We start from the raw sequence: 23943 nt of genomic DNA, 5'->3' as shown, positions 1-23943 counted from the left end.
ACCCGCCACCCGCCAGTCAATTGCCCGAAGGATGGACCCGATGAGTGGCCGCCTGGTCCCCGACCGTTTCGACGTTCTCGCTTTCAACGGCGGCCGGCAGGCCGGTGCCGTGCTGCGCTGGGAGGGCGGGAACCACGAATTCACCGTGACCGCCGACGGCCCCTGGGGACATGTCACCGGCCGAGCGGATGACTGCTTCGAGGCACTCACGCGCATCCGCGAGCAGATCGAACCCCAGGGGTGGCTCCTGGGCGTCAACGGCTCGCGTCGCGACACCTGGCCCTCCGGGATGTGCCGCGGGACCGGGGGCTTCCTCGTCTACCACCTCAGGCCCGGGCTGCGCCCCACCGGCGCCGATCGCATCCAGACGTTCCACCCCGCGCCCCGCGAGACGCTGGCCACCGTCGCCGAGCAGATCGCCTTCGAAGAGCAGTGGAGCCAGTCGCTGTGACCACCCCGTCCGGCCCCGCCCCCGCCGTTCCTCCGGTCACCCAGGCTCTGCGCGCCCAGGCCGCACAGCAGCGCGGCGGCTACGTGTATGCGATCGACCCGTACTTCGACCCCGACGGCGCCGTCCCCCCGTTCGGCATCATCGGCGGCTGGTCCGTCGACAGCTCCGGTCGGCTCGTCTCCTTCACGCACAACGCGAACTACCGCCCGTCGCCGAGGGCGTTGGAGTTCCCGCCCCCTGCCACCGCGCTGGACGAAGCCCTGCAGCGCGCCGTCACCGGTTACGGCAGCGAGCAGGAATTCCTCACGGCCTTCCGCGACGCCACGCTCCTCCTGTTCACCGAGGAGGGGCAGACCGGCCTCTACACCATCGTCGAGGACGACGGCAGCCGCTGCATCCCGGCCTTCACCCACCCCACCCACGCCCCCGACAGCTGGCCCCGGTGGCAACAGATCACCGGTCGGCACCTCGCCGCCACCGGCCTCCCGATCCGCCTCAACCCCGGCCACCGCATCAGCCTCACCATCCCGGGCGAGGCAGGGGTCCGAGCCGATGGCGAGGGCCCCAGCCCCAGCTCCTCCTCCGTCACGTCGTCCGGCGGTCTCCCGGAGTCCTTCGGGAACGCCCCGCTGCTTGCCGCCGGTCTGCTCGCGGCGCTCGGCCGTCGACGCCGCACGGCCCTGTGGCAGTCCGCCATGGGCGCCGAGGACCACCGCACCCCGGAGCTTCGGCAGCCGAAGGGCGCCGCCGCCGATACCCAAGACGCGCTGCTCATCGGGGCTGCCCCGGAGGCCGTACGCGATCTCGACCGCGCCCTGGGGGGACTGGCGTCCGCCCTGGCCGCCGAATCGCGCACCCTGCCGACCGTCTACGTTGCCTGGCTCACCGACAGCGAGCTCACCCTCCAGCTCGCCCACCCCGCAGATACGCCCCCGGCGCCGTGGCAACTCGGTCGGAACGAGACGTTCTGGCGCATCCAACGGGCCCACATCCCGATGGACGAAACGGGCACCGGCCCGGCCGCCCCCTGTCCGGGCCTGGTCAGCCTCGGCAGCCTCGAAGGCGCGCACCTGCTGCTGAATCTGGAAGCCGTTCCTGGACCGGTCTCGCTCACCGGCGCGTACGCCGACCGGAATGCCGTCCTCACGTCGGTCGCCGCGGAACTCGCCACCAGCGATCGGTCGGACCGTACGACAGTCACCCTCGTCGGCTTCGGCGCAGAACTCACCACGCTCGATCCCACCCGCGTCCGCCACTTCGACGACGTCGAAGCCTTCCTGGAATCCATGGACGCGGAAACCCGGCAGCGGCGCGATGCCCTCGCCGTCGCGGGCCACGACTCCGTCCTCACCGCCCGCGCCGACCCCTCGCAGCCCTCACCGTGGGCGCCCCACCTGGTCCTCCTCGCCACGCAGCCGACCGAAGCCCAGGCGTCGAAGATCGCCGCGCTCGCTGCCGACTCCGGCCGACTCCGGCCGACTCCGGCCGACTCCGGCCGACTGGGCATCAGCTATCTGGCCGCCACCGAGAAGGACGGCCTGCCCGGTACGACCTGGCCACTCGACGTCACCCCCGACGGACGCCTCCTGGCCCCGAGCCTCGGCCTGGAACTGCAAGCACAACTCCTGCCCCCGGCGCAGCGCGACTCCGTGGTCCAGCTCTTCGCCAACGCCACGCCCGACGGCCTCCCGGACCCCGGCGCCCCGCAGTTCATGGTTGACATCACCCCGAGCGGGCGCCCCGCAGTGTACGTACGGCTGATCGGCACCTACGAGACCACCGGCCTTGACACACCCGCCGCCGAGCACAGCCCGCTTCTGCACGAAGCGCTGGTCATGCTCCTGCTCCACCGCGAAGGAGTGCACCCGCGCGTTCTGGCCGCCGGTCTGTGGCCCGGCGGCGTCACCGAAGACGTCCGTGACACTCTCGTCGAACGCCTGCGAACCTGGCTGGGGACCGACCCCGACGGAGCCCCGCGGCTCGGTACCGACACCACCGGTCGGCTGACCCTCGCACCGTCCGTCGTCTCCGACCTCGACGTGCTCCGCACCCTCCACCACGAGGCCACCACGGGCAGAGCCGCAAGGAACGCACGCATACGGGAACGAACTTCTACGCGCCGCACACGCCACAGGCGATACCGCCCAACTCGCCTCAACGGCAGCCTCGCTCATCGCCCGCAATCACGCCCACCACGGCGGCCCCCGCAGCCTCCCGCCCCGCACCGAGACCCTCCTCGACGAACTCTTGCCGACCTGGCGTGACGCCTGACGGCTGCCCCGCTATCCCCTGACGGACAGACGGCACGCGGAGTGCACCAGCAGGGGCCGAAGCAGGTCGGCCCCGGCGCCGCAGACCGCAGACCGCAGACCGCAGACCGGCCGAGTGTGCTCCAGTCGAGGGCGTTGTGGGTACGAGGGCACTCCGCGGGGGCTGGATCGGCGCGTGGCGTTCGGCCGACGGCCTTCCGTGTGGTTGCAGGTCCTCCGAGGAGGCCGTGCCCGGTGGCGTCCAGACCAAGACAGGCCCTGGTACGCAGGTGCCAACCTCTACCAGCATTAGCGGCAGGAACATCGCCCGAACGGAAAGAACGAAGGGGAAGAGTCATGACCAAGACGGTTTCGCATCCACTGTTCGCCCGTATGTATCCCCGTATCAACGCCTTTGCGGAGGCCCATGGTTCGCTCGACCACCGGCGAGAGCTGTTGGACGGCGTACGAGGGCGGGTGGTGGAGATCGGCGCGGGTACGGGCGCGAATTTCCGGCACTACGGCCCGGACGTCGAGCAGGTGATCGCGGTCGAGCCGGAGCCGCGGCTGCGGGCGCTGGCCGAACAGTCGGCGAAAACGGGCTCTGCACCAGTGAGTGTCCTGCCCGGCCGTGCCGAGGAACTACCCGTCGACGACGGTGTGGCCGACGTGGTGGTGGCCTCCTTGGTCCTGTGCACGATCGCCGATGTGCCCGCCGCGTTGGCCGAGGCCGCGCGGGTGCTCAAGCCCACCGGCGAGCTGCGCTTTTACGAGCACGTCCGTTCCGGCCGACCCGGTTTTCTCCGGTGGCAGCGTCTGCTGGACCCACTGTGGCGGCTCTTGGGAGGCGGTTGCCATCTGACGCGGGACACCGTGCGGGCTATCACTGACGCCGGGTTCACCATCGAGCAGGTGCGGCACTTCGAGTTCCTGATCAAGGGCAGGGCGGGCCTGGCGTCACCGTCCGTCATCGGCATCGCCCGCCCTCCGAAGCCCCGCGTGCCGTAGCGACATGCGGGCTCGTGGCCTCGGCCGGGGTAGTTGGAGGAGGTTGCCATGGCCGGTTGCCACCATGGCAGCGGGCCAGGGCATTCGCCCCACGCCGATGGGACCAGGAATCACTGCCGGTGCCGTCCGGAGCCGTCAGCCGCGAAGACCTGCCAAAGGAAACGCCGCTGCCACGGCACCTCGACCGCCCGCGCGTGATAATTCTGCCTCACCCATTTGACTGCGGCCTTGGGGTCCATGCCTTCGAAGATGCAGATCGCGGAGAGCGCCGTGCCGGTGCGTCCAACGCCGCCCCCGCAGCAAACCTCCACGCGTTCGTTTGCCGCCCGGTCGTAGGCGGTGCGTAGCTTCCGCATCGCGTCCACGGGATCGGCGGGAAGCCAGAAATCCCGCCAGGTGACCCACAGTGAATCCCACTGCGGCTCGGGCGGCTGGTGGCCCATCAGATGCACCGCGAACGTGGGGTTCTGGCCTTCCGGCAGGTCATATCTGAGTCCGCGTCCACGAATCATCCGCCCAGAGGGGAGTGTGATCACTCCCCTGGTGTCGGTATTCCATAGTTCGGTCATGAAGACTCCTGTTTTGATACGTCGCGCCGGATGGCGTTGTCAGCTCTCGCTATCACCCCAACGAAATCTGGGGAAGCGCTTTTCGGGCGTGGAAGACCAGCGAGAATGAACTGAAGGCGGTGTTGGTGCACCTGCGTGCGCGGACCGGCAGACAGGCGGCTCGGTGGTGGCGCATCGACCGCATCCCGGACGACCAGCCGCACCCGGCTTCCGGCAGCACCGGCCATCGCCACCGGCACAGCCCTTCACCCCGACAAGGTGTCACCGCCTATCCGTGACCAGCGCTTCCACCGGGAGCCCCAGAGAGACGGCACCCTAGCCGTACCCCAGGGCGACCGAAAAGCCCCCACATCGGCGCGAAGGCTGCTGCTTCCGGACTCTTCTCGATCGATTTTGCGTGAAGCAGGAGGGAGGTGGACACGTAGGAGGCAGGTAGGGGTCCAGGTCCATCGCGTTGCCGGGAGAGGGAGCATATGGATATCGGGGCACTGCGGCGGGATACGCCGGGCACCGGGAATCGGATTCATCTCAACAATGCCGGTGCGGGGCTGTTGTCGCGGCGGACGTTGGAGGCGGTGGTCTCGCATCTGGAGTTGGAGGCCGCGATCGGAGGTTACGAGGCCGCGGGCCGGGAGCGGGAGCGGATCGACGCCACTTACGGGCAGCTGGCCCGGTTGGTGGGTGGCCGGCCGGAAGAGATCGCACTGTTCGACAATTCCACCCGTGCCTGGAATGCCGCTTTCTACTCGCTGGCGTTCAAGCCGGGTGACCGTATTCTCACCGGTCGGGCCGAATACGGTAGCAACGTCCTCGCGTATCTCCAGACGGCGCAGCGCACCGGGGCGGAAGTTGTTGTCGTTCCCAACGACGAGGACGGGCAGCTCGACACGGCCGCCCTGGCGAATCTGATCGACGAACGTACCAGGCTGGTCGGTGTCACCCATGTTCCCACCAGCGGTGGGCTGGTGAATCCGGTCGCCGAGGTCGGTCGTCTCACCCGTGACGCCGGTGTTCCTTTTCTTCTTGACGCCACCCAGTCCGTGGGGCAGTTTCCGGTGGATGTCGATGAGTTGGGGTGCGACATGCTCACCGCTACCGGGCGTAAGTTTCTGCGCGGTCCGCGGGGTACGGGATTCTTGTGGGTGCGGTCCGAGGCGCTTTCCTTTCTGGAGCCGCATGTGGTGGAGGTCGCCGCGGCGACCTGGGACGGGAATCGCGGTTTCACCTGGCACGACGGTGCGCGGCGTTTCGGGACCTGGGAGGCGAGTTATGCGAATGTGCTGGGGCTGAGTGCCGCTGCCCGGCAGGCGTCGGATCTGGGGATGGACGAGATCGGTCGACGCGCTTTCGCCCTTGGTGACCGGCTGCGCGACGGGCTGGATTCCGTGCCCGGTGTCACCACCCATGATCTCGGTCGGCAGCGGTGCGCGATCGTCACGTGCAGCGTCGACGGAATGACCGCGGACGAGGTCGCGGCTTCGCTCGCCGCGCGCGGGATCAATGTGAGCGTCACCGATCCGGTGCAGACCCAGTTCGACACCGAGGAGCGGAACATCCATCCGCTGGTGCGACTCTCGCCGCATTACTACAACACCGAGGACGAGATCGATCGCACTGTCGAGGCGTGCACGGAAATCGCCGCGGCTCGCTAGGGGTTTGCTCCGCGAGGTGCGGAGGGCGGTGTCGGGCGTCGCGGGGCGCTGCGCCTCGGTGTCGGGGTGGGGCTCGCCGCCCTCGGGGCGCCGGTTCGGTGGCCTCGGCATCGGCTGCCGGTGTCGGAGCGGTGCGCGGGGACCTGGGAGGCATCGGCCGTACACCACCGGCGGGCACACCCACTGGTTGATCCCCGAGGGTGACAGGCCGATGTATCTGCTGGGGTTCGGGCACGGTGTCTCGATCGCGGCGGAGAGCCACGGTGCGGGCACGCTGCTGTGGACGGAGACCCGGGCGGCCGGTTCCGGCTTCGGCACCGGTCTGGCCCGGTTCCCGTTCGCTCCGGGAACCATGCTGCACGCCTCGCAGACGCGCCCGTACGGGCAGTTGGCGAAGGGGTACGACGAACTCACCTGCGCCATCGATCCGGTGTACGGCCGCATGGTGGTCCGGGCGCGTCGGGTGTCCGACCGTGTCCATATCTACCGGGTGTTCCGGCTGGAGGACGCCTCCGCGGGGTCCTTCGGATCTCCGCTGTCGGCCTTCGCCCAGCCCGCCGCGTTCGACGCGGGCGGTGACTTCCAGGGCTACACGCTGCTGGGCAGCTATCGGTACGCCGCGACCGGGAAGAACGGGCAGAACAACATCAGGCTGTGGAGCGGGTCGGCGACGTCGGGCGCGGTGGTCCAGGGCAATGTTCTCAGCCACGCCGGTGAGGCGCGCGGTCGGCATTCGCACCATGAGCCCGAGGGGTTGGCGATCTACCGCACCGCTGCCGGGCAGCTGCGGCTGATCATAGGCGTGGCGATGGGTGCCGGAGGGGATCGCAGGGCCTGTCTGTTCCACAAGGACGAGTTGGTCTGGTGAGGCGGGGCCGGGGCGGCGGTCCGCTGCCGGGCGGGGGCCGCCGTTCGCGCGGGTTGCCGTGGCTGCCGCCCGGTATGCGGTGACCGGGTGGTCTTCGTCCCGGGCGGCGGTCCGTGGTCCGCTCGCCCGGTGCAACCCGATGTCCGAAACCCCGGTCGAGGTCAAGCATGATGGTGCCCCGCAGCTGTCCCCGCCCGGTGCCGGAGTGGCTGTCATGGACCTGGCGAGGGCGGGGAGTTGGGGGTGCGAAGGATGACGGGATCAGAGAGGAACGCCGATGAGCGACGTCCCTGCCAAGGGTGGACACAGCGGTAGGCGCGGTGAGCGGGCGCCGGTGGGGCGCCGGGCGTTCATCGGGTATGTGCTGGCCGGAGCGACGCTGGCCGTTGCCGCCGATCTCCGGCTGGGCGCGCCCGCGCAGGCGGCGGTGGCGTCGGTGCCCCAGATCCCGGAGGTGTACGACCTGGAGGATCTGCAGACGGACGCGGCGCTGCCGACCTCCGCGCTGATCAAGATCGTGCTGCACGAGGACGGTACGGCATCGTTCGAGCTGCCGCGGATGGAGGTCGGGCAGGGGATCACCACCTCGATGGCGATGATCATCGCCGAGGAGCTCGATCTGCCGGTCGACAAGGTGCGGGTGACGCTGGCACCGGCCCGTCCGGAGCTGCTGCTGAATCAGATGACCGGCGGGTCGAACAGCACGGTCTCGATGTTCACGCCGGTACGGGTCGCCGCGGCCATCGCGCGGAAGGCGCTCCTGGAGGCGGCGGCGATCGAGCTGGGCGCGGCGGTGACCCGGCTGACGGCGAAGGCCGGGGTCGTACTGACGCCTGACGGTTCGTCACTCCCCTACGGCGCCCTGGCGTCGAAGGCCGCCGGCCGCAAGGTGAAGGCGGTGGAGACCGAGCTGAAGCCGGCGTCGGGGTACGCGGTGATCGGCAAGCCGCACGGCCGGGACGACGCGCGGCTCGCGGTGACCGGGCGGAAGAAGTACGTGATGGACCTCCAGGTTCCGGATGCGTTGCCGACGATGGTGTGCCGGGCGCCGACGCTCAACGGGTCGCCCGTGTCGGTCCGGAACGAGGCGGCGGTGCTGGCCATGCCGGGCGTGACGGATGTGGCGCAGGTCGACACCGGCGTCGCGGTGCGCGCCGCCACGTTCGGGCAGTGCATCGACGCGGTGCGGGCGCTGGATGTGGAGTGGGCGGCGGGCTCGGTGGAGGGCGAGTCGGACGCGACGGTGCTGGCGCGGCTGCGGAAGGCGGAGCTGCCGTTGGCGGTTCCCAAGATCCCGGCGCTGGCCGAGACGGTGGAGGCGGACTTCACGTTCATGTTCCGCAGCAGTGCGGCGCTGGAGCCGAACTGCGCGATCGCCGATGTGCGGGCGGACCGGGCGACGGTGTGGGCGGGGTTGAAGTCGCCGATCGTCGCGCAGGGCGACATCGCCAAGGCCGTCGGGCTGCCGATGGGCGCGGTGACGGTCCATGTGGTCACCGGCGGCGGCTCGTTCGGGCACAAGCTCTTCGGGGACGCGGCCGTCGAGGCGGCCAAGGTGTCGAAGGCGATGGGCAAGCCCGTCAAGCTGATGTGGCACCGGGCGGACGAGCCGCGGCAGGGCCGGGTGCATCCGATGGCGACGTCGCGGATCCGCGCGACCCATCTGGGCGGGCAGGTGCTGACGTTCGAGCAGCGGCACACGAGTGTGGTCACCGACTTCAGCCACGGGCTGGGCGAGATGATCACCGCGACGGTCGACCGGCTGCCCGGCGGGCTGGGCGGTCTGGCGTTCTCCGAGACCATCTTCACCCTCACCCAGGAACTCCCCTACCACTTCGGTCTCGTCACCCAGCTGCTGAGTGAGACCGACGGGCGGTTCAACACGGGCAGCATGCGCAACATCTACTCGCCGGACGTGGCGTGCGCCAATGAGCTGGTCATCGATCAGCTCGCGGCGAAGATGGGCAAGGACCCGCTGGAGTTCCGTCTCGCGTTCCTGAAGAAGGAGCGGGTCAAGGCGGCGTTGCAGAAGGTCGCCGAGGTGGGCCGGTGGGGCAGGGCGATGCCCGCCGGGACGGCGCAGGGCATCGCGGTCCACAGCGAGTACAAGGGGGCGACCGCGGTGCTGGTGGAGATCGACTGCCGCCCCGAGGCGGTGAACCGGAAGATCCGCGACGCGGTGACCGGACCGCGGGTGACCAAGGCGGTGATCGCGGTGGACGCCGGGCTGGTGATCAACCCCAAGGGGCTGGAGGCCCAGATGCTGGGCGGCGTCTCGGACGGTATCGCCCTCGCCCTCACCAGCAGCCTGCACCTGCGCGACGGGCACTTCCTGGAAGCCAGTTGGGACAACTACTTCTACACCCGCCAGTGGAACACGCCCCCCGAGTTCGAGTGCGTCGTGATGCCGTCGGACTCCGAGCAGCCCGGCGGTGCGGGGGAAGCGGGGGTGGCCGCGTCCGTGGCGGCGGTCGCCTGCGCGTACGCCCGGGCGACGGGGACGGTGCCCACGCGGTTCCCCGTCAACCACGGCACGGTGTCCTTCGACGTCAAGCCGTTCGTCCCGCCCGTCCCGGCGTCGCCGACCGACGGCCTCAGCCACACCTACTGAGGACCCCGCGCATGCCCTCCACCCCTCCCCTCACCCGTCAGGACCGCGTATGAGCACCCACACCTTCCTCCTCAACGGCAAGCCCGTCAGCGTCGACGTCGACGACAGCGTCCGGCTGCTGTGGGTCCTGCGCGACGTCCTCGGCGTCACCGGCCCGAAATACGGCTGCGGCATCAACGTCTGCAAAGCCTGTACGTCCCACCTCAACGGCAGGGCCTTCAACCCCTGCTCGGTGCAGATCAAGGACGTGAAGGCGGACGACGAGATCACCACGATCGAAGGTCTGGCCGACACCGTGGACACCGAACTGCACCCGATGCAGGAAGCCTGGATCGAGTACGACGTCGCGCAGTGCGGCTACTGCCAGCCGGGGCAGATCATGGCGGCGGTGGCCAAGGTCAGGCAGGCCAGGGCCGCCGGTCACGAGATCGGCGACGCGGACTTCGACGAGATCCGCAACATCTGCCGCTGCGGCACCTACCACCGCATACGCGAGGCGATCACGGCGGCGGCCGCACACATGTGACCCACCGACCGTCCGCGGCCACCGGGTGGCGGCAAGTGCCTTGCCGGGGAACTCCCCCGTCTGGGAGGCTGTTTCGGCCAAGCAGAGGAACGTTCGTCAGAAAGGACGGCCTTGGACTGGCCGGCATACATGGCCTACGGGGCCGCGGGGGGTGCCATCGTGGAAGCCGTGGTCTTCTACGGCCGGATCTCCACCTGGCAGGCCGCCCGCCACCGTGTCCTCACCAAGGGCAGGGGGCGGCTGCCCCCGCTGCGGCGCTACATCGACCTCCCGTCGGATCTCCTGGCGGCGACCACCCGCCTTCTCCTCGGTGCGGCGGCCGGATGGCTCTTCCACTCCCAGATCAGCGGGGTGTACGCGGCGGTCGCCGTGGGGGCTTCCGCCCCGGCGATGCTGCGGCAGGTCGGCGCCGCGCGGAGCGTCCGGGACCTCATCGGCGGTCCCGTACCGGACGGGTCGGCCGAACCGCAGCCGACACACGGCGGCGCGGCCGGTGACGGGACGGCGCTCGGTCTGGAGAGCGCGGGCGGGCAGCGAGAGGAGAGCAGCGGATGAAAGGCCCTCTGCTGGACCGGTACCGCGCCTCGCTCCTGGCGACGGACCTCGTCGAGCGCCCGCTTGAGGAAGACCGGACCGGACCGTCCGGCCATCCGCTGTGGCGGCGCTATGTCGCCTCGCTCCTCGACGTCCCGCTCCCCCGCACGGCGCCCTCGGACGGCCGCAGCGCGGCGGCCGACTCGCGCCGGTCGGCGGCACGCGTGCCGGAGACCGAGTTGGCGCCGGTGGTGGTGCGTGCTCCGCGGCTCGTGCCGGGCGCCGCGCTGCGTCCACGCCGTACCGGCATGCGTGCGCTGGTCGCGGCTGCTGCGCTGGGCGCGGCGGCGGTGGCCGCGGTGCTGACGCTGCCCTACGCCTCGACGTCGCCCACCCCACCGTCGGCCACGGTCAGTCCGTCGGACTCCGCCGCCCCGGACACCCCGGCCGGATACCGGCGGGTGCACGATGCGGAGGGCTTCACCCTGGACGTGCCGCGGGGCTGGCGGCGTACGCAGAAGACCGGCTCGGTCTTCTACCGGTCCCCCGGGGGCAGGAGCTTCATCCAGATCTACCGCGACACGGGCCCGAGGGAGACTCCCTACGAATCGCTGAAGACCACGGCCGAGAATGTCTCGGCCAACGCCGGTTACCGGCGCGTCCGCCTGGAGAAGTTGGGCTCCGGAGCGACGGCCCCGGCGGAACTCGAGTACACCTACGACAGTCCGGATCTGGGCCCGAGGCGCGTCCTCGACCGCGCCCTGACCGGCGATGACGGCGTGCGGTACTTCATCCTGCTCGCCGACCCGACCGACCAACGGCCGGAGCAGCGGCAGCGGCAGGACATCGTGCTGAGGTCCTTCTCCGTCACGGGGTGAGCGGTTCGCCGGGCAGCTCCGTCCCGGGGAACTGCCCGGCCGGTACGCGTCCGGTCGCCGCGGGCGGTCCGCGCCTCCCCCCGTGGCCCCGGGCCGTCCGGCGAAACGGGCGTGACAGATGCCGTCCGCCGGGTGAGACTCGCGGGATGCGTGAGCGGGTGGCGGCCACCGACGGCCTGGTGTTGCGCCGGTGGCGGGCCGAGGACGCCGGGGCGGTGGCGATCGCGTTCGCGGATCCGCTGATGCAGGGGCAGTCCGTGGAGCCGGTCGATTCCGTCCGGGCGGCCGAGCGGTGGACGGCGGACCGTGGTGACCGGTGGGACGCCGGTTCCGCCTACTCCTTCGCCGTCGTCGACGGCGGTGACCACGTTCTCGGCCAGGTGTGCGTCGGCCCGGTGGACCGGCGCCATGCCGTGGGGTGGGTCTCCTACTGGACGACGGCGACGGCGCGCGGCCGGGGCGTGGCGTCGCGCGCCTGCGGTGCGGTGGCCCGCTGGGCCTTCGACGAGGCCGGACTCTTCCGGCTGGAGCTCGGGCACCGGGTGAACAACCCCGCCTCCTGCGGGGTGGCGCGCGCGGCCGGGTTCGCGGTGGAGGGGCGGCAGCGGCAGAAGCTCGCCTACGACGGGGTCCGCTTCGACGTGGAACTCCATGCGCGGCTGGCGACGGACCCGGAGCCCGCGCCGCGGTGACGGTGCGGCGCCCGACGGCCCGCGGCCGGTCCGCGCGGCCCTGTGCGGTGTCGGGCACGGCTCGCGGAATCGAGGCGCCCGAGAACGCCGAAGGGCCGAACTCCCGGAATTTTACGGACTGTTGGGGGAAGATGTTCGCCGAGCCGAGTCGAGTCCGACCGGAGCGGAGTCGTGGCGTGTCGCACCCCGAAGTCCCTGCGCCCCTCCCCCGCCCCGCCGCCGAGCCGCCGGGGCGGCCGTCCCGGCCACCTGGGCGGCTCCCTCGACGGCCTCTCCTGACCCGCCCGCGACAGTGACGGATGGTGTACCGACGGTATGACGGGCACGCTGCTGCTCGAACTGACCTGCCGGATCGACCGGGCGGAGGACTTCGTCCGATCGGCCCGGGCCTGGCTGACCGAGGCCAGGGCCGAGATCTTCCCCGGGTACGAAGCGGGTCTGGCCGCCGAGCCCGCCGCCCGCGGCCCGGACGAGAAGGACCACCGGGCGCCCTGGGGCCCGCCGTACGGGGTGAGCGCGCAGCTGCTGGTGCAGCGCTCGGGGGCCATGCGGCAGTCGCGGTACACCCGGCGGAGCTGGCAACGGCTCCTGAACAGCCTCGCCGTCACCCCGCCGGTCACCTGCGTACTCCTCATGCACCAACTCGACGCACACGGCCGCCCGGTGGAGGACGACGTGGCGGTGACCCTGGAGTTCCAGCGGCTGCCGGACCGCCCCGAGTGGGTCCGCTTCGGTGCCCAGGCGCCGCCCGCGCTCATACCCTGGCGGGATTCCGGGGCGGTCCAGCAGCGGTGGCTGGACCACCTCGCGGTCTGGACGGAGCGGCTGAACGCCACGTACGGACATCTCAGCGACGACGCGGACGCGGACTTCGGCACCGCGCTGGAGCGGACGCTGAACCTCTTCGCCGAGGACACCGTGCCGGAGAGCGAACGGACGCTGCGCGGCTACTCCTGGGCCACCGTGTGCTCCGCGGATGTCGCCGCGAAGGTCGGCGGGGCGCGGACGCTGCGTGCCTCGGGCGCCTTCCACGGTGTCACCGAACTGTCCGGCGGCCGCCTCCTCCTGCGGGCGACGCCGCTGCTGGAGCAGTACACCGGCGACGCCCCCGCCCGCGTCCTGCGCGCCCTGGCGCCCGTCCTGCCGCCCGGCAGGACCGGCCGCGCCTGTCTCAAGCCCGGGATGCGCCTCGCCCCGGACGGCGACCCGGCCGACCACCTCTGAACCGGCTTCCGCCCGTGGCTACGGTGTGACGCCGGTGCCCGCGGCCTTCTCCGGCAGGCGGAACGGCGTCCGGAGTTCACAGAGTCCGCGAATTCCCGTACGAGGCCGACGAAGTCGGCCGGTAGTGCATGGCGAGACCGGCGTGCTTGTCCGGTCCGGGGCCGTGCGGATCGGTGTCGGTGGCTCGGGCGCGACGGCCGTGCAGCACAAAGGCCACGATCTTGGCCGGCAGTCCGGAGCGAATTCCCATGTGTGCCACCCCCTGGTGATTTGTACGTACACGGACAGTAGCAGGATGCCCCTTGTACCACCCGGTGTTCCGCCGGACCGCTGCCTCCGCGCCACCGCGGAACCTCTCCGTACGCCGTCGCCTGTGGGACGTAAGTGAGGCGTTTCCAGAACGTCAGTGGGCCCGGCGACAGTGGTGATCACACCGCGGGACGACACGGAGAGGTCCCGCGTCCGACCACAGGGGACCCGAACCATGCGCACTTCCCGCATCCGCGCCACCGTCCTGGCGACCGCCACCGCCGCCCTCGCGCTGAGCCTGACCGCCTGCGGCGGCGCCGACAGCGCCACGAAGAGCGACGCATCCGGGCAGAGCAAGCCCGCGTCCGGTGCGGACGCCAAGGGCTCCTCGGCCGAGGCCAACGGCACGGACGCCGAGGGGCGGACCAAGTCGGCGTCGGGCGGCGCGGGTACCTCCGCGGGCAAGGGTGGCACGGAGGCGGGCGTCGAGGAGTGCGTCGGCGACGAACTGCTGGTCACCGCCGAGCACCGGTTCGCCGGTCAGCAGGGTGACCATCTGCTGCTCACCGCGGCGAACAAGGGCGACAAGCCATGCCTGATCACCTCGTACCCGTCCGTGAAGATCAACGGTGAGGGCACCACGCTGCCGCTCTCGAAGAAGGAGGAGGGCGGCCACCAGGCGATCACGGTGCGGCCCGGCGGCAAGCTCTACAGCGCCGTCAACCTCTTCGACTACGGCAAGGACAACCGGACCGGCACCGGCCTCTCCGTCGCGCTGCGCGGCCACAACGGCCAGGACAAGCCCGCCTACTCCGTCGACGTCAAGGGCGAGAAGCCGGAGTTCACCTACAACGAGGCCGACGTCCTGAACTGGAACGCCAAGAAGCCCTACGACTTCTGACGGGCCCGCGCCCCTCGCCGCCCCGGCCCCGGGGCGGCGCTCCCGGTGGGGGCGTACTGGCACCGCCGGGCCGATCCCGCTGTGATGGGCGTATGACGGAGCGCTGCGCCCCCTGGTGGGCCGACCTGCCACCGGCGACCGGAGCCGCGGTGATGGCCACGGGCACCCTCTCGGTCGGCCTGCATCTGACCGGATACGCGGTGCTCTCCCTGGTGGCGTTCGCCCTGGCCGCCGCCCTGTGGGTGGTCCTCGCGTACGGGTTCGCGGCGCTGTTCCTGGGGGATCGGGGCCGCTGGCGGGGGAAGGCCGGTACCCCGCCCGCGCTCACCGCCGTCGCCGCCACGACGGTGCTCGGGGTGCGCTGCGCGCTCCTGGGCGCGGTCCCGCCCGCCGTCGCGTTGCTGCTGCTCGCCGCCGTGCTGTGGCCGGGGCTGCTCGCCTCGGTGGTGCGGCGGTTGCCGCGGCGGGTGCCGGGCGCGATGTTCCTGATCTGCGTCGCCACCCAGGGGCTCGCGGTGCTGGCCGCCGTGCTCGCCCCGGCGGTCGGCGACTGGCTCGCCCGGGCGGCACTGGCCGCCTTCGCCTTGGGGCTGGTGCTGTACGTGGTGGTGCTGGCCCGGTTCGAGTTGCGCCAGGTGGTGACGGGTGCGGGCGACCACTGGATCGCGGGCGGCGCGATGGCGATCTCGGCGCTCGCCGGGTCCCGGCTCCTCGCCTCCGGCGTGTGGTCGGGCGGCACGGCGGCGGCCCTGCGGATCACGGATCTCGTGCTGCTCGCGCTCGCCCTGGCCTGGTACGCGGTGCTGCTGGGCGGCGAGATCGTCCGGCCGCGTCCGGTGTACGACGTGCGCCGCTGGGCCACGGTCTTCCCCCTCGCCATGACCGCGGTGGCGGCGCTCTCCACCGCGACCGTGGCCGCCGTCCCGTGGCTGGGCGCCCTCGGTCACGTCCTGCTGTGGATCGCCGTGGCCGCCTGGTTCCCGGCCGCGTACGGCCTGTGCCGTACCCTCCCCCGGCCGCGACCGCGCGCCGGACGGCGGCCAGAACCCCCACAAATGCCGTAGCCGGGCGGCACCGGGCGGAGCGCCGGGACTCATAGGTATCCGGAGTGAACCGCATCGGTTCTCCGATCGTCCTCGTGGCAGACAGCGGACCTGGCAGCATCGGCATGTCCGGGCGCCGGAGCCCTCGGACCCGGCGGGCCGACCGGTCCGCATACCGACCCGACCGACGTGGGAGTTCTCGTGGTGCACCGTCATGACAGCAGTGAGTCGCTGATCGATCCGGCCTACACCGGACGTCTGGGGAGCGTGCAGGTTCCGAAGAACAGGATGCCCGACCAGGAGGCGGCGCCCGAGGCGGTCTACCGGATGATCCATGACGAACTGCTGCTGGACGGCAGTTCACGGCTGAACATGGCGACATTCGTGACGACGTGGATGGACCCCGAGGCCGAGAAGCTGATGGCCGAGACGTTCGACAAGAACATGATCGACAAGGACGAGTATCCGCAGACCGCGGAGATCGAGCGGCGCTGCGTCAACATCGTCGCGGAGCTGTTCCACGCGCCCACGCAGGGCGACGCGGTCGGCGTCTCCACCCTCGGCTCCTCCGAGGCGGTCATGCTCGGCGGTCTCGCCATGAAGTGGAAGTGGCGCGCCCGCCGGGAGGCCGCCGGTCTTCCCACGGACCGTCCGAACCTGGTGATGGGCTCCAACGTCCAGGTGGTGTGGGAGAAGTTCTGCCGCTACTGGGACGTCGAGCCCCGTTATGTGCCGGTGGCCACCGACCGGTTCACCGTCGACGCGGACGAGACCATGTCCTACGTGGACGAGAACACGATCGGCGTGGTGCCGATCCTGGGCACCACCCACACCGGCGAGTTCGAGCCCATCAAGGCCATCCACGACAAGGTGGTGGCCTACAACGCCGAGCACGGCACCGACATCGCCCTCCATGTCGACGCCGCCTCGGGCGGGTTCGTCGCGCCGTTCCTCCACCCCGACCTGGAGTGGGACTTCCGGCTCCCGCAGGTGAAGTCGATCAACGTTTCCGGCCACAAGTACGGCCTCACCTACCCGGGCATAGGCTTCGTCGTCTGGCGCGCGGCCGAGGAGCTGCCCGAGGACCTGATCTTCCATGTGAACTACCTGGGCGGTGACATGCCCACCTTCACCCTCAACTTCTCCCGCCCCGGGAACCAGGTCGTCGGGCAGTACTACAACTTCGTCCGCCTCGGGCGCGAGGGCTACACCAAGGTCATGACCGGGCTGCGGAACACCGCGCGCTTCCTCGCCGACGGCATCACGAAGCTCGGCGTCTTCGACGTGATCAGCGACGGTACGGACATCCCCGTCGTGTCGTTCAAGCTCAACGACGCGAGCCGGTTCACGGTCTTCCATGTCTCCGACGAACTGCGCCGCCACGGCTGGCAGGTGCCCGCCTACACCATGCCGCCCAATGCCGAGGAGATCTCCGTCCTGCGCATCGTGGTCCGCGAGGGCTTCGGTCGGGACCTCGCGGAGTCCCTCCTGAGCGCCCTCGGCGACGCCGTCGACCGGCTCACCGCCACCCCACCCGCCCACGAGGCCGGATCCGGCTTCGCCCACACCTGACCGGCCCGGCTCGCCCCGGGGCGGGCCGTGTCGCGGGGCGGGGGCCCAGGCCGGTCGGCGGGACGCGGCCGGTCCGGGGCCCCGCTCCGGCGGGTGGCGCGTAGGGCGGGACGGTCGGTGCCGCGGTCGGCCGACCGGCGCGGAGGGGCCGCGTACGCCCCCGGCATCCGGCCCGGAGGAACGGGAAATCGGGAAATGCGCCGGGCGGATCGCGTACCGGTTCATGCATCGGCCGGAACCACCCTCAATCGGGGGAAGTGCGCGGGGAAAGCCGGGGCATCCGGTGCGGGGGCTTCCATAGAGCGACATAGTTGCCGAACTCTCGTCATGTGCAGCGGAATTGCGGGGGTGAGAGCGGCCGGTTGCCGACTTGTGGCGGCGGATTCCTGCGTGGTGGCCTTACCGCTTGCAAGGCAACTGATGCCCGAGGAGGCGAACAAGGCCCATGATCAATCGAATTGTCGCGGCGGCGGCCCTGGTCCCGGCGGTGCTGGGCGCTACGGCCGGGAGCGTTCCGGCGCAGGCCGCACCGAGGACGACGGCGGTCGTCACGCTCACCTACGACGCCAGTGGGGCCGGGAAGTGGGCGGATGCGATCAAGAAGGCCGCGGAGAATTGGAATACCGCGGAGCACAATGTGCATTTGCAGCCCGCGACATCGGCCGGTTCGGCGGATTTCGTCTACAAGGCGACCAGCGGCTGGCCCCAGTCGACGCTGGGGCCGATCTTCCCGGGCGGCAGCGGTGAGGTGCAGCTGGGCGAGGAGGCGGTGACCGAGGGGTACGACCTGGCGCGCGTCGTGACGCACGAGACCGGGCACATCCTCGGGCTGCCCGACGACTACGACGGTCCCTGCTCGGAGATCATGTCCGGTCACGGTCCGGGCCCCTCGTGCACCAACGACAAGCCGGATGCCACCGAGTCGGCGCAGGTCGACCAGAACTACGCCCGCGGCGCATCGGCGGCGCGTCTGAAGGCCCGTCATGTGGTCGTGGACGTCTGGCGCGACGCCCCGGCTTTCGCCACCACGCGCTGACCGGCCACCGAACGGTGCGGGCGGGGACGGTGTGCCGGTCGTCCGGGCGGGAGCGCGCCGGAGCGGCCGGGCACCGTCCCGTCGGCGGTTCACCGCCGACGGGACGGAACCGTGGGGCTACTCCCCCTCCCCCGCGTCGCCTGCGGCTTCCACGGGGGTCCCGGCGGTGTAGACGTCCTTGACCTTGACCTCGGTCACCGCGCGGCCTTCGGGGAAGACGCGCCGCCAGTCGCCGATGAGGTGGAGTTCGTCGGTGCCCATGGCGCGTACGACGGTCAGACCTTCCTCATGGGCCTTGAGGGCTTTCATCCAGAGGTTGGCGAAAGCCTGGGAGCGGATGAGGTGCATCCAGTCGGGGCGGTACAGCTGCCGGTTGTAATTCGATTCGCCCATGGTGGAGACGAATTTCGCATACATCGCCTTGACGTATTCCAGCGTCACCGTGTCCTCGGCGGCGAGCGCGCCGTCACGTGCGTCCTTGAGGACGGTACGGAATTTCTCCAGCAGATTCTCGGTGGCGCCCGAGGTGTACGACTCGTGGATTTCCGGCGGTTCACACAGTCCGTACCGGGGGCCCGAGAGGCGCTGCAGAAGGCGCAGAGTGGGTTCGGTGACCCACAGCGGTCCGGGTTCGTCGCGCTGGCCGAGCGGGTTGGGCAGGGTGTGCTCGTGGTCCCAGTGCGGCGGGGTGATCAGGTGGACACCGGCGCGGCGCCGGTCGTGGGAGAAGCCGGTGGAGTGTTCCAACTGGCCGATCGGCAGATGGGTCTTGAGCGCCGAGAGATATGCGCCGTTGATATCGAGCGCGGTGACCTGGTGTTCGCCCGGGGGCAGTTCGCCGCGGGTCCATTTGGGGCGGGCTTCCCAGATGTGGTCGGGGCCGCGGGAGCTCTGCTTCTGGAGGATGTCCGGCATCCAGGGGTGGGCGATGATGTCGTAACGGGCGCCCTTACGGGTTTCGTCCAACAGCGCCATCGCGTCCGGGATCGCCCTTCTCACCAGCGCCGCCGTTGCCGCTTCCGTGTCGCCGTGGTGGTCGGCGAGGGCGGCTTGAACCGCCTTTCCGATGGCGTCGGACGGCTCGGACGGGGCGCGGAAGCCACGTCGGGCGGCGGGCTTGCCGGACTGCGCGGAGGGGCGCCGGGCGGCCGGGGCGCGGCGCGGGGCGTCCGCCTTCGGCGCGGGTGCGGGGGCCGGTGCGGGCGCCGCTGCCGCCGCGGGCTGCGGGTTCGGCGTGGCCGCCGGGGGGCCTGCGGTGCCCTGACAGTCGGCGGCGCTGAGATGCTGCGGGAAGCCCGCCACCCGGTGGACGGCCGGGCGTCCGCAGAGCACGCACGACTCCGGCACGGCCAGGCTCTCGACCTCATCGCCGGTGCCGTCGTTGCTGTCCTGGCTGACGCCGTCGGGGTGCTCTGCGTGCGCGGCGTCCTCGGTGCGCTCTACGCGCCCGACGCCCGTGGGCTGCTCTGCGCGCTCGGCGTCCTCGGGCTGGATTACGCGCCCGGCGTCCTCGGGCCCTTCGGTTCGAGCTTCGCCGTGGCCGCCGCCGGTGGGTGCCGGGGTGGTGCCCACGGCGGGCTCGTCCCGCCGGGCCGGAGCGGCCTGTTCGGGGGCCCCTGGGCCGTCCGCCTCGGGGGCGGGCGCGGCTTCCGCCTCTGGGACGGGCGGGGCGTCGGCCTCTGGGGTGAGCTTCGCGGTCAGGCCGTCCAGGAGGTAGGCGTACTTGGCGCGGGTCTGCCCGGCCGGGTCACGGCCGGACTCCCACCCGGTGACCGTGGAGGGGCTCACGCCCAGTGCGCGGGCCACCTGCGCCTTCGAGAGTCCGGCCTGTTCGCGCAGGGTCCGGCGGGCCGCCGCGTCGGGCAGTTCCGCCTCGGGGACGAGGGATGCCAGCAGGGAGTCGATGGCCTCGAACTCGCTCATCGCTCCACCGCCTCCGTACCGGCGCGCCGGGCCCGGCGCCGCTCGGCCAGCTCCGGGGTGACGACTTCCTTCACCCGCTGCTCTCCCCACCCGGTGATCTGCGCCGCCCGTCCGATCCGGCCGTGCACCGGCCGTCCGGTCACCGGGTCACGGGCGAGATAGCTCCGCAGCGCGGCGGCGACCCGCTCCTCGGCGGCTTTCAGCGCCTCGACCGCCGCCGCCAGCTCACCCTCGTCCTCAGCAAAATCCGTCACATCATCGATCGTGTCAATTCCCGCTACGGCAGTCAAAACCTTGACCATCGGCGTTTTGCGGACGAGATGGCTCACGGGTCGGCCGCGGGGACCGCTGTCGGGCGTCAGTGTGCCGGTATCGCCCTCGCGAAGGCGTCGGGGGCCTTGGCCTCGCAGGTGAGGTCGCGGGTGGGGAGGTGCCCGGTGGTCAGGTAGGCGTTGACGGTGCGGTTGGCGCAGGGGCGGGGATCCGCCGAGTAGACGGCGTGCCCTTCACCGCCGTCTACGTAGAGCATCCGCGAGCCCTTCAGGGCGCGGTGCATCCCGAGGCCGCTGGCGAGGGGGGTCTGGGAGTCCCACTGGTTCTGGACGATGAGCACGCCGGTGGCGTTGTGGACGTCGGTGGCGTTGTGGACGTCGGTGGCGTTGTGGACGTCGGTGGCCTTCTCCGTCGGTGCGGCCCAGAAGGCGCAGGGGGTGATGGTGGAGGTGAAGTCGCCGTAGATCGGGTACCTGCGCTTGTCGCGGGCCGCGTCACGGCGGTACTGCGCGGGGTCGCGGGGCCAGGCCGTGTCGCCGCAGACCACCGACCAGAAGGCCGCGGTGCCGTTGTCGGTGCCGTCCGCGAGAGTGCCGTCCGCCGCGCCCGGCACTTCGCGGCGACGGTCCGGGCCCAGGCGACGTCCTGCCCGTAGGTGGCGGGGTGGTAGGGGCGCTTGATGTTCCGTTCCGCTTCGGTCAGTCCGCAGCTGAGGGGCGTGCTGCCGCCCACGCCGCGGGGGGCCATGCCGATCAGGTCGTACCGCTCGCGGATCTCCTTGGGCAGGGTGTGGGCCATCACCAGGGGGATCGCCACGCCTTCCAGTCCCGGGCCCCCGGGGTTTAAGAGCAGCGCGCCGTGCCGTTTGCCCGGGGTGCTCGTCCTCATCCGGGAGACGGCGAGGTCGATGGTTCTGCCGGTGGGGTGGCGGTAGTCGAGCGGGACCCGGAGTGTGGCGCAGCGGTAGGCGGCGGGTGTCGCGGTGTGGCAGCGGTGCCATGCCGGGCGCTGGTGGTGGAGGCGGTCCAGCGGGTCCGCGGCGGATGCCTGTGCGGGCAGGGCGGAGGCCGGCGCGGCGAGCAGAGGGGCCCAGCGTCGTGTGCGCACGGGTCCGTTCCTTCCGGTCGTCTTCGTGATCGCCACGACGATCGCGTACCGGTGGCGACCGGCACATCACCCCGTGGAGCTCACTGCAGCGGCCGTGATCAGACCCGCTGCGTACGCCGGGCGCTACCCAGGTATGACATGCACCCGGATCCGGACAGCGGGTGACCCCATCTGCGGCGAAGGGACGCCGAGTTGATGTGAAGTGAAGTCAGCACAGCAACTCGGCGGCCCCGTGACTGCCGCTCAGTCCGTGATGAGCCCCGGATCGCTGACGCCCGCCTCGCCGTTCTCCACATGACCGGCGAGGCGGCGCAGGTACGAGGGGTCGGTGTCGGAGGCGACGGACAGGTCGTACCAGCGTTTTCCGGCGCGCAGGTCGACGGTGTGCCGGAGGCTGCCGCCCGCGGGGACGGTGAGGGTGGCGGAGGTGTCGTCGTAGGCGTTGGTGAGGGTGAGGTGGCTGTCGGTGGTGCCGGGGTTGGTGAGGGTCAGGGCGAGGTTGCCGGTGGTGGCGTCGTGCCGGGCGGTGATCTCGGGGCCGGTGGTGGCCGCGGTGCCCCGGAAGGTGCGCAGGAAGCCGTTGGGGCCGAAGACCGACAGGTCGTAGACGCCCTCGGAGTAGGCGGTGTTCCAGGTGTCGGAGAGCTGCTTGCCGCCGTGGGCGGTGTAGGTCCAGGGGCCGTCGGTGCGGTTGCCCGCGGTGACGGTGAAGCACGCCCCGGCGTCCTCACCTGCGCCGAACGTGAGGGTGTACTTGCCGGTGTCGGGCGCGGCGGCGCCGTCCACCAGCGGGGCGTACGGCAGCGGGCGGGCCGGGCGGGAGCCGGGCTCCTGCTTCGGGAGGGCACCGGTGGCGGGCGGGTGCGGGACGTAGCTGTCGTGGCGGTCCCGGTCCGGCGGTTCGTAGCCGCCGGTGCCGGGGAGTGCGGCGGGGGCGGTGTCCTGGAGGGTGAAGTCGAAGGCGGAGGTCAGGTCGCCGCAGATGGCGCGCCGCCAGGGGGAGATGTGCGGCTCGGCGACGCCGAAGCGGCGTTCCATGAAGCGGAGGACGGAGGTGTGGTCGAAGACCTCGGAGCAGACGTACCCGCCGGTGCTCCACGGGGAGATGACGAGCATGGGGACGCGCTGTCCCAGCCCGTAGGGACCGGCGGCGTAGGTGGCGTTGCCGGGGAAGTGGTCGAGGGCGGTGTCGACGGTCGAGGCGCCCTGGTCGGCGGAGGCCGGCGGGAAGGGCGGCAGGACGTGGTCGAAGTAGCCGTCGTTCTCGTCGTAGGTCAGGAACAGTGCCGTCCGGCTCCACACCTCGGGGTTGGAGGTGAGGGCGTCGAGGACCTGTGAGACGTACCAGGCGCCGTAGTTGGCGGGCCAGTTGGGGTGTTCGCTGAACGCTTCGGGGGCGGCGATCCAGGAGACCTGCGGCAGTTTTCCGGCCTGGACGTCGGCCTTGAGATGGTCGAAGTAGCCGTCGCCGTTCTTGGCGTCGGTGCCGGTGCGGGCCTTGTCGTGGAACGGGTCGCCGGGCTGGGCGGTGCGGTATTTGGTGAAGTAGAGGAGGGAGTTGTCGCCGTAGTTGCCGCGGTAGGCGTCGTCGATCCAGCCCCATCCGCCGTCGGCGTTCAGTCCGTCGCCGACGTCCTGGTAGAACTTCCAGGAGATTCCGGCCTGTTCCAGCCGCTCCGGGTAGGTCGTCCAGCCGTATCCGGCCTCCTCGTTGCCGAGGACCGGGCCGCCGCCCTCGCCGTCGTTCCCGGCGTGGCCGGAGAAGAGGTAGTAGCGGTTGGGATCGGTGGCTCCGATCATCGAGCAGTGGTACGAGTCGCAGACGGTGAAGGCGTCGGCGAGGGCGTGGTGGAAGGGGATGTCCTTCCGGGTGAGGTGGGCCATCGTGCCGGTGCCCTTGGCGGCGATCCACCGGTCGTAGCGGCCGTCGTTCCACGCCTGGTGGCCGCCCGCCCAGTCGTGGTTGAGGCCCTGGATGAACTGCATGCCGAGGTCCTCGGCATCCGGGTGGTAGGGCAGTACGTCGGTGGTGCCGTCGGACTGGTGCCAGACGGATCGACCGCTCGGCAGCGTCACCGGGCGCGGGTCGCCGAAGCCGCGTACGCCGCGCAGGGTGCCGAAGTAGTGGTCGAAGGACCTGTTCTCCTGCATCAGCACGACGATGTGCTCGACGTCCTGGAGCGTGCCGGTGTTGCGGCGGGCCGGTATGGAGGCGGCGCGGGCGATGCTGCCCGACAGCGCGGAGAGCGCCGCGGTCGCACCGGCGATCTGAAGGAACCTGCGGCGGTTGAGCTCTGGCATGGCCTGGACCTCTTGGTGTGTGGGGGGGTGCCGTGGTCGGGCGGCACGGTGACAGGCGGTACGGGACGGGTCGGAGAGCCGAGTGTTCCAAGAGGGACGGATCCCGGGAAGAGGGCGAGATGGCCGGAGGATGTCCGGGGGCGGCGGGTCCGGAGGAGGCTCGGAGGCCCCATGCCCCGCCGCTCACCAACCCGCCCGCGCGCCACGGATCCACCAGGCGCCCCGGGCGTCCCGCGGCCGGAAGATCCTCGGGGACGATCCGCCATACTCGGTCCG

At 71.2% G+C, this 23943-nt stretch carries 20 protein-coding genes and 1 pseudogene; 15 read left to right on the top strand and 6 right to left on the bottom strand.

All coding sequences use genetic code 11. The features are described from left to right. Positions 1 to 40 precede the first annotated feature (40 nt). The 3 genes and pseudogenes from IF23_RS34385 to IF23_RS0111475 all read left to right on the top strand — a co-directional run bounded on the left by IF23_RS34385 (position 41) and on the right by IF23_RS0111475 (position 3708). Entirely contained in the window at positions 41 to 451 is a 411-nt protein-coding gene (locus tag IF23_RS34385) for a hypothetical protein (RefSeq protein WP_169749994.1), read from the top strand. After that, a pseudogene (locus IF23_RS34380) lies at positions 433 to 2722 on the top strand (type VII secretion system-associated protein). Before IF23_RS34385 ends, IF23_RS34380 begins: the two are co-directional and overlap by 19 nt. Before the next feature lie 335 nt (positions 2723 to 3057). After that, positions 3058 to 3708, top strand: a complete 651-nt coding sequence (locus IF23_RS0111475) for a class I SAM-dependent methyltransferase (protein WP_030282555.1) — start codon at positions 3058 to 3060, stop codon at positions 3706 to 3708. A gap of 110 nt (positions 3709 to 3818) precedes the next feature. Here the strand turns inward: IF23_RS0111475 and IF23_RS0111470 are convergent, their stop codons facing one another. Beyond that, positions 3819 to 4277, bottom strand: coding sequence for a protein-tyrosine phosphatase family protein (locus IF23_RS0111470; RefSeq protein ID WP_030282553.1), 459 nt, complete (start codon positions 4275 to 4277; stop codon positions 3819 to 3821). Positions 4278 to 4750: 473 nt separating this feature from the next. Here IF23_RS0111470 and IF23_RS0111465 point away from each other — a divergent pair, with 473 nt between their 5' ends. From IF23_RS0111465 to IF23_RS0111430, 8 genes are all read left to right on the top strand, one after another. Then, positions 4751 to 5929, top strand: a complete 1179-nt coding sequence (locus tag IF23_RS0111465; RefSeq protein WP_030282552.1) for an aminotransferase class V-fold PLP-dependent enzyme — start codon at positions 4751 to 4753, stop codon at positions 5927 to 5929. Between the two features lie 187 nt (positions 5930 to 6116). Then, positions 6117 to 6797, top strand: coding sequence for a phage baseplate protein (locus IF23_RS0111460; protein WP_169749993.1), 681 nt, complete (start codon positions 6117 to 6119; stop codon positions 6795 to 6797). A gap of 277 nt (positions 6798 to 7074) precedes the next feature. Then, entirely contained in the window at positions 7075 to 9408 is a 2334-nt protein-coding gene (locus tag IF23_RS0111455) for a molybdopterin cofactor-binding domain-containing protein (RefSeq protein ID WP_030282549.1), read from the top strand. A gap of 49 nt (positions 9409 to 9457) precedes the next feature. Next, positions 9458 to 9934 (top strand): (2Fe-2S)-binding protein, encoded by a 477-nt coding sequence (locus IF23_RS0111450; protein ID WP_030282547.1) that lies wholly within the window; start codon positions 9458 to 9460, stop codon positions 9932 to 9934. Positions 9935 to 10045: 111 nt separating this feature from the next. Beyond that, the gene (locus IF23_RS31985; RefSeq protein WP_157848003.1) at positions 10046 to 10489 is read left to right on the top strand and encodes a hypothetical protein; all 444 of its coding nucleotides are present in this window, start codon (positions 10046 to 10048) and stop codon (positions 10487 to 10489) included. Further along, entirely contained in the window at positions 10486 to 11346 is an 861-nt protein-coding gene (locus IF23_RS31980; RefSeq protein ID WP_051739497.1) for a hypothetical protein, read from the top strand. Before IF23_RS31985 ends, IF23_RS31980 begins: the two co-directional genes overlap by 4 nt. Positions 11347 to 11492: 146 nt before the next feature. Beyond that, positions 11493 to 12038 (top strand): GNAT family N-acetyltransferase, encoded by a 546-nt coding sequence (locus IF23_RS0111435; protein WP_030282542.1) that lies wholly within the window; start codon positions 11493 to 11495, stop codon positions 12036 to 12038. Between the two features lie 315 nt (positions 12039 to 12353). Continuing rightward, positions 12354 to 13262 carry a hypothetical protein gene (locus IF23_RS0111430; protein ID WP_030282540.1) on the top strand — a complete coding sequence of 303 codons (909 nt, stop codon included), beginning with the start codon at positions 12354 to 12356 and terminating at the stop codon, positions 13260 to 13262. A 76-nt stretch (positions 13263 to 13338) separates the two neighbouring features. Here IF23_RS0111430 and IF23_RS33990 read toward each other — a convergent pair whose 3' ends face one another. Beyond that, positions 13339 to 13512, bottom strand: a complete 174-nt coding sequence (locus IF23_RS33990) for a hypothetical protein (RefSeq protein WP_157848002.1) — start codon at positions 13510 to 13512, stop codon at positions 13339 to 13341. A gap of 234 nt (positions 13513 to 13746) precedes the next feature. On the opposite strand from IF23_RS33990, the gene IF23_RS0111425 reads away from it, so the two are divergent. The 4 genes from IF23_RS0111425 (at position 13747) to IF23_RS0111410 (ending at position 18063) form a co-directional block, all read left to right on the top strand. Further along, positions 13747 to 14412 carry a DUF4232 domain-containing protein gene (locus tag IF23_RS0111425; protein ID WP_030282539.1) on the top strand — a complete coding sequence of 222 codons (666 nt, stop codon included), beginning with the start codon at positions 13747 to 13749 and terminating at the stop codon, positions 14410 to 14412. A 92-nt stretch (positions 14413 to 14504) separates the two neighbouring features. Further along, positions 14505 to 15476 (top strand): SLAC1 family transporter, encoded by a 972-nt coding sequence (locus IF23_RS0111420; protein WP_078653918.1) that lies wholly within the window; start codon positions 14505 to 14507, stop codon positions 15474 to 15476. 180 nt (positions 15477 to 15656) lie between these two features. Next, complete coding sequence (gene gad / locus IF23_RS0111415) at positions 15657 to 17027, top strand: glutamate decarboxylase (protein ID WP_245654953.1); 1371 nt, start codon at positions 15657 to 15659, stop codon at positions 17025 to 17027. A 445-nt stretch (positions 17028 to 17472) separates the two neighbouring features. Further along, entirely contained in the window at positions 17473 to 18063 is a 591-nt protein-coding gene (locus IF23_RS0111410; RefSeq protein ID WP_030282534.1) for a snapalysin family zinc-dependent metalloprotease, read from the top strand. Positions 18064 to 18180: 117 nt separating this feature from the next. On the opposite strand, the gene IF23_RS0111405 is transcribed toward IF23_RS0111410, so the two are convergent. The 4 genes from IF23_RS0111405 to IF23_RS0111385 form a co-directional block, all read right to left on the bottom strand. After that, positions 18181 to 19986, bottom strand: a complete 1806-nt coding sequence (locus tag IF23_RS0111405) for a helix-turn-helix domain-containing protein (protein ID WP_030282533.1) — start codon at positions 19984 to 19986, stop codon at positions 18181 to 18183. Next, positions 19983 to 20240, bottom strand: coding sequence for a hypothetical protein (locus IF23_RS0111400; protein ID WP_030282532.1), 258 nt, complete (start codon positions 20238 to 20240; stop codon positions 19983 to 19985). Before IF23_RS0111400 ends, IF23_RS0111405 begins: the two co-directional genes overlap by 4 nt. 104 nt (positions 20241 to 20344) lie before the next feature. Further along, positions 20345 to 20872, bottom strand: coding sequence for an alpha/beta hydrolase (locus IF23_RS34885; RefSeq protein ID WP_030282530.1), 528 nt, complete (start codon positions 20870 to 20872; stop codon positions 20345 to 20347). Between the two features lie 737 nt (positions 20873 to 21609). After that, positions 21610 to 23667, bottom strand: a complete 2058-nt coding sequence (locus tag IF23_RS0111385; protein WP_030282526.1) for a phosphocholine-specific phospholipase C — start codon at positions 23665 to 23667, stop codon at positions 21610 to 21612. Positions 23668 to 23943 lie beyond the last annotated feature (276 nt).

It is taken from the genome of Streptomyces catenulae, assembly GCF_000718015.1.
In the GTDB taxonomy this organism is placed as follows: Bacteria; Actinomycetota; Actinomycetes; order Streptomycetales; family Streptomycetaceae; genus Streptomyces; species Streptomyces catenulae.
The sequence above is the reverse complement of the archived record's forward strand: the minus strand, read 5'-3'. Positions and strand labels throughout refer to the sequence as shown.

What these genes read in the sequence shown, in the direction of transcription:
- IF23_RS0111420 (WP_078653918.1), top strand. Translation starts at nt 14,505, where the DNA reads ATGACGGAGCGCTGCGCCCCCTGGTGGGCCGACCTGCCACCGGCGACC.
- IF23_RS33990 (WP_157848002.1), bottom strand. Translation starts at nt 13,512, where the DNA reads ATGGGAATTCGCTCCGGACTGCCGGCCAAGATCGTGGCCTTTGTGCTG.
- IF23_RS0111455 (WP_030282549.1), top strand. Translation starts at nt 7,075, where the DNA reads ATGAGCGACGTCCCTGCCAAGGGTGGACACAGCGGTAGGCGCGGTGAG.
- IF23_RS34385 (WP_169749994.1), top strand. Translation starts at nt 41, where the DNA reads ATGAGTGGCCGCCTGGTCCCCGACCGTTTCGACGTTCTCGCTTTCAAC.
- IF23_RS0111385 (WP_030282526.1), bottom strand. Translation starts at nt 23,667, where the DNA reads ATGCCAGAGCTCAACCGCCGCAGGTTCCTTCAGATCGCCGGTGCGACC.
- IF23_RS0111450 (WP_030282547.1), top strand. Translation starts at nt 9,458, where the DNA reads ATGAGCACCCACACCTTCCTCCTCAACGGCAAGCCCGTCAGCGTCGAC.
- IF23_RS0111475 (WP_030282555.1), top strand. Translation starts at nt 3,058, where the DNA reads ATGACCAAGACGGTTTCGCATCCACTGTTCGCCCGTATGTATCCCCGT.
- IF23_RS0111405 (WP_030282533.1), bottom strand. Translation starts at nt 19,986, where the DNA reads ATGAGCGAGTTCGAGGCCATCGACTCCCTGCTGGCATCCCTCGTCCCC.
- IF23_RS0111425 (WP_030282539.1), top strand. Translation starts at nt 13,747, where the DNA reads ATGCGCACTTCCCGCATCCGCGCCACCGTCCTGGCGACCGCCACCGCC.
- IF23_RS0111430 (WP_030282540.1), top strand. Translation starts at nt 12,354, where the DNA reads ATGACGGGCACGCTGCTGCTCGAACTGACCTGCCGGATCGACCGGGCG.
- IF23_RS0111435 (WP_030282542.1), top strand. Translation starts at nt 11,493, where the DNA reads ATGCGTGAGCGGGTGGCGGCCACCGACGGCCTGGTGTTGCGCCGGTGG.
- IF23_RS0111410 (WP_030282534.1), top strand. Translation starts at nt 17,473, where the DNA reads ATGATCAATCGAATTGTCGCGGCGGCGGCCCTGGTCCCGGCGGTGCTG.
- IF23_RS31980 (WP_051739497.1), top strand. Translation starts at nt 10,486, where the DNA reads ATGAAAGGCCCTCTGCTGGACCGGTACCGCGCCTCGCTCCTGGCGACG.
- IF23_RS0111465 (WP_030282552.1), top strand. Translation starts at nt 4,751, where the DNA reads ATGGATATCGGGGCACTGCGGCGGGATACGCCGGGCACCGGGAATCGG.
- IF23_RS0111470 (WP_030282553.1), bottom strand. Translation starts at nt 4,277, where the DNA reads ATGACCGAACTATGGAATACCGACACCAGGGGAGTGATCACACTCCCC.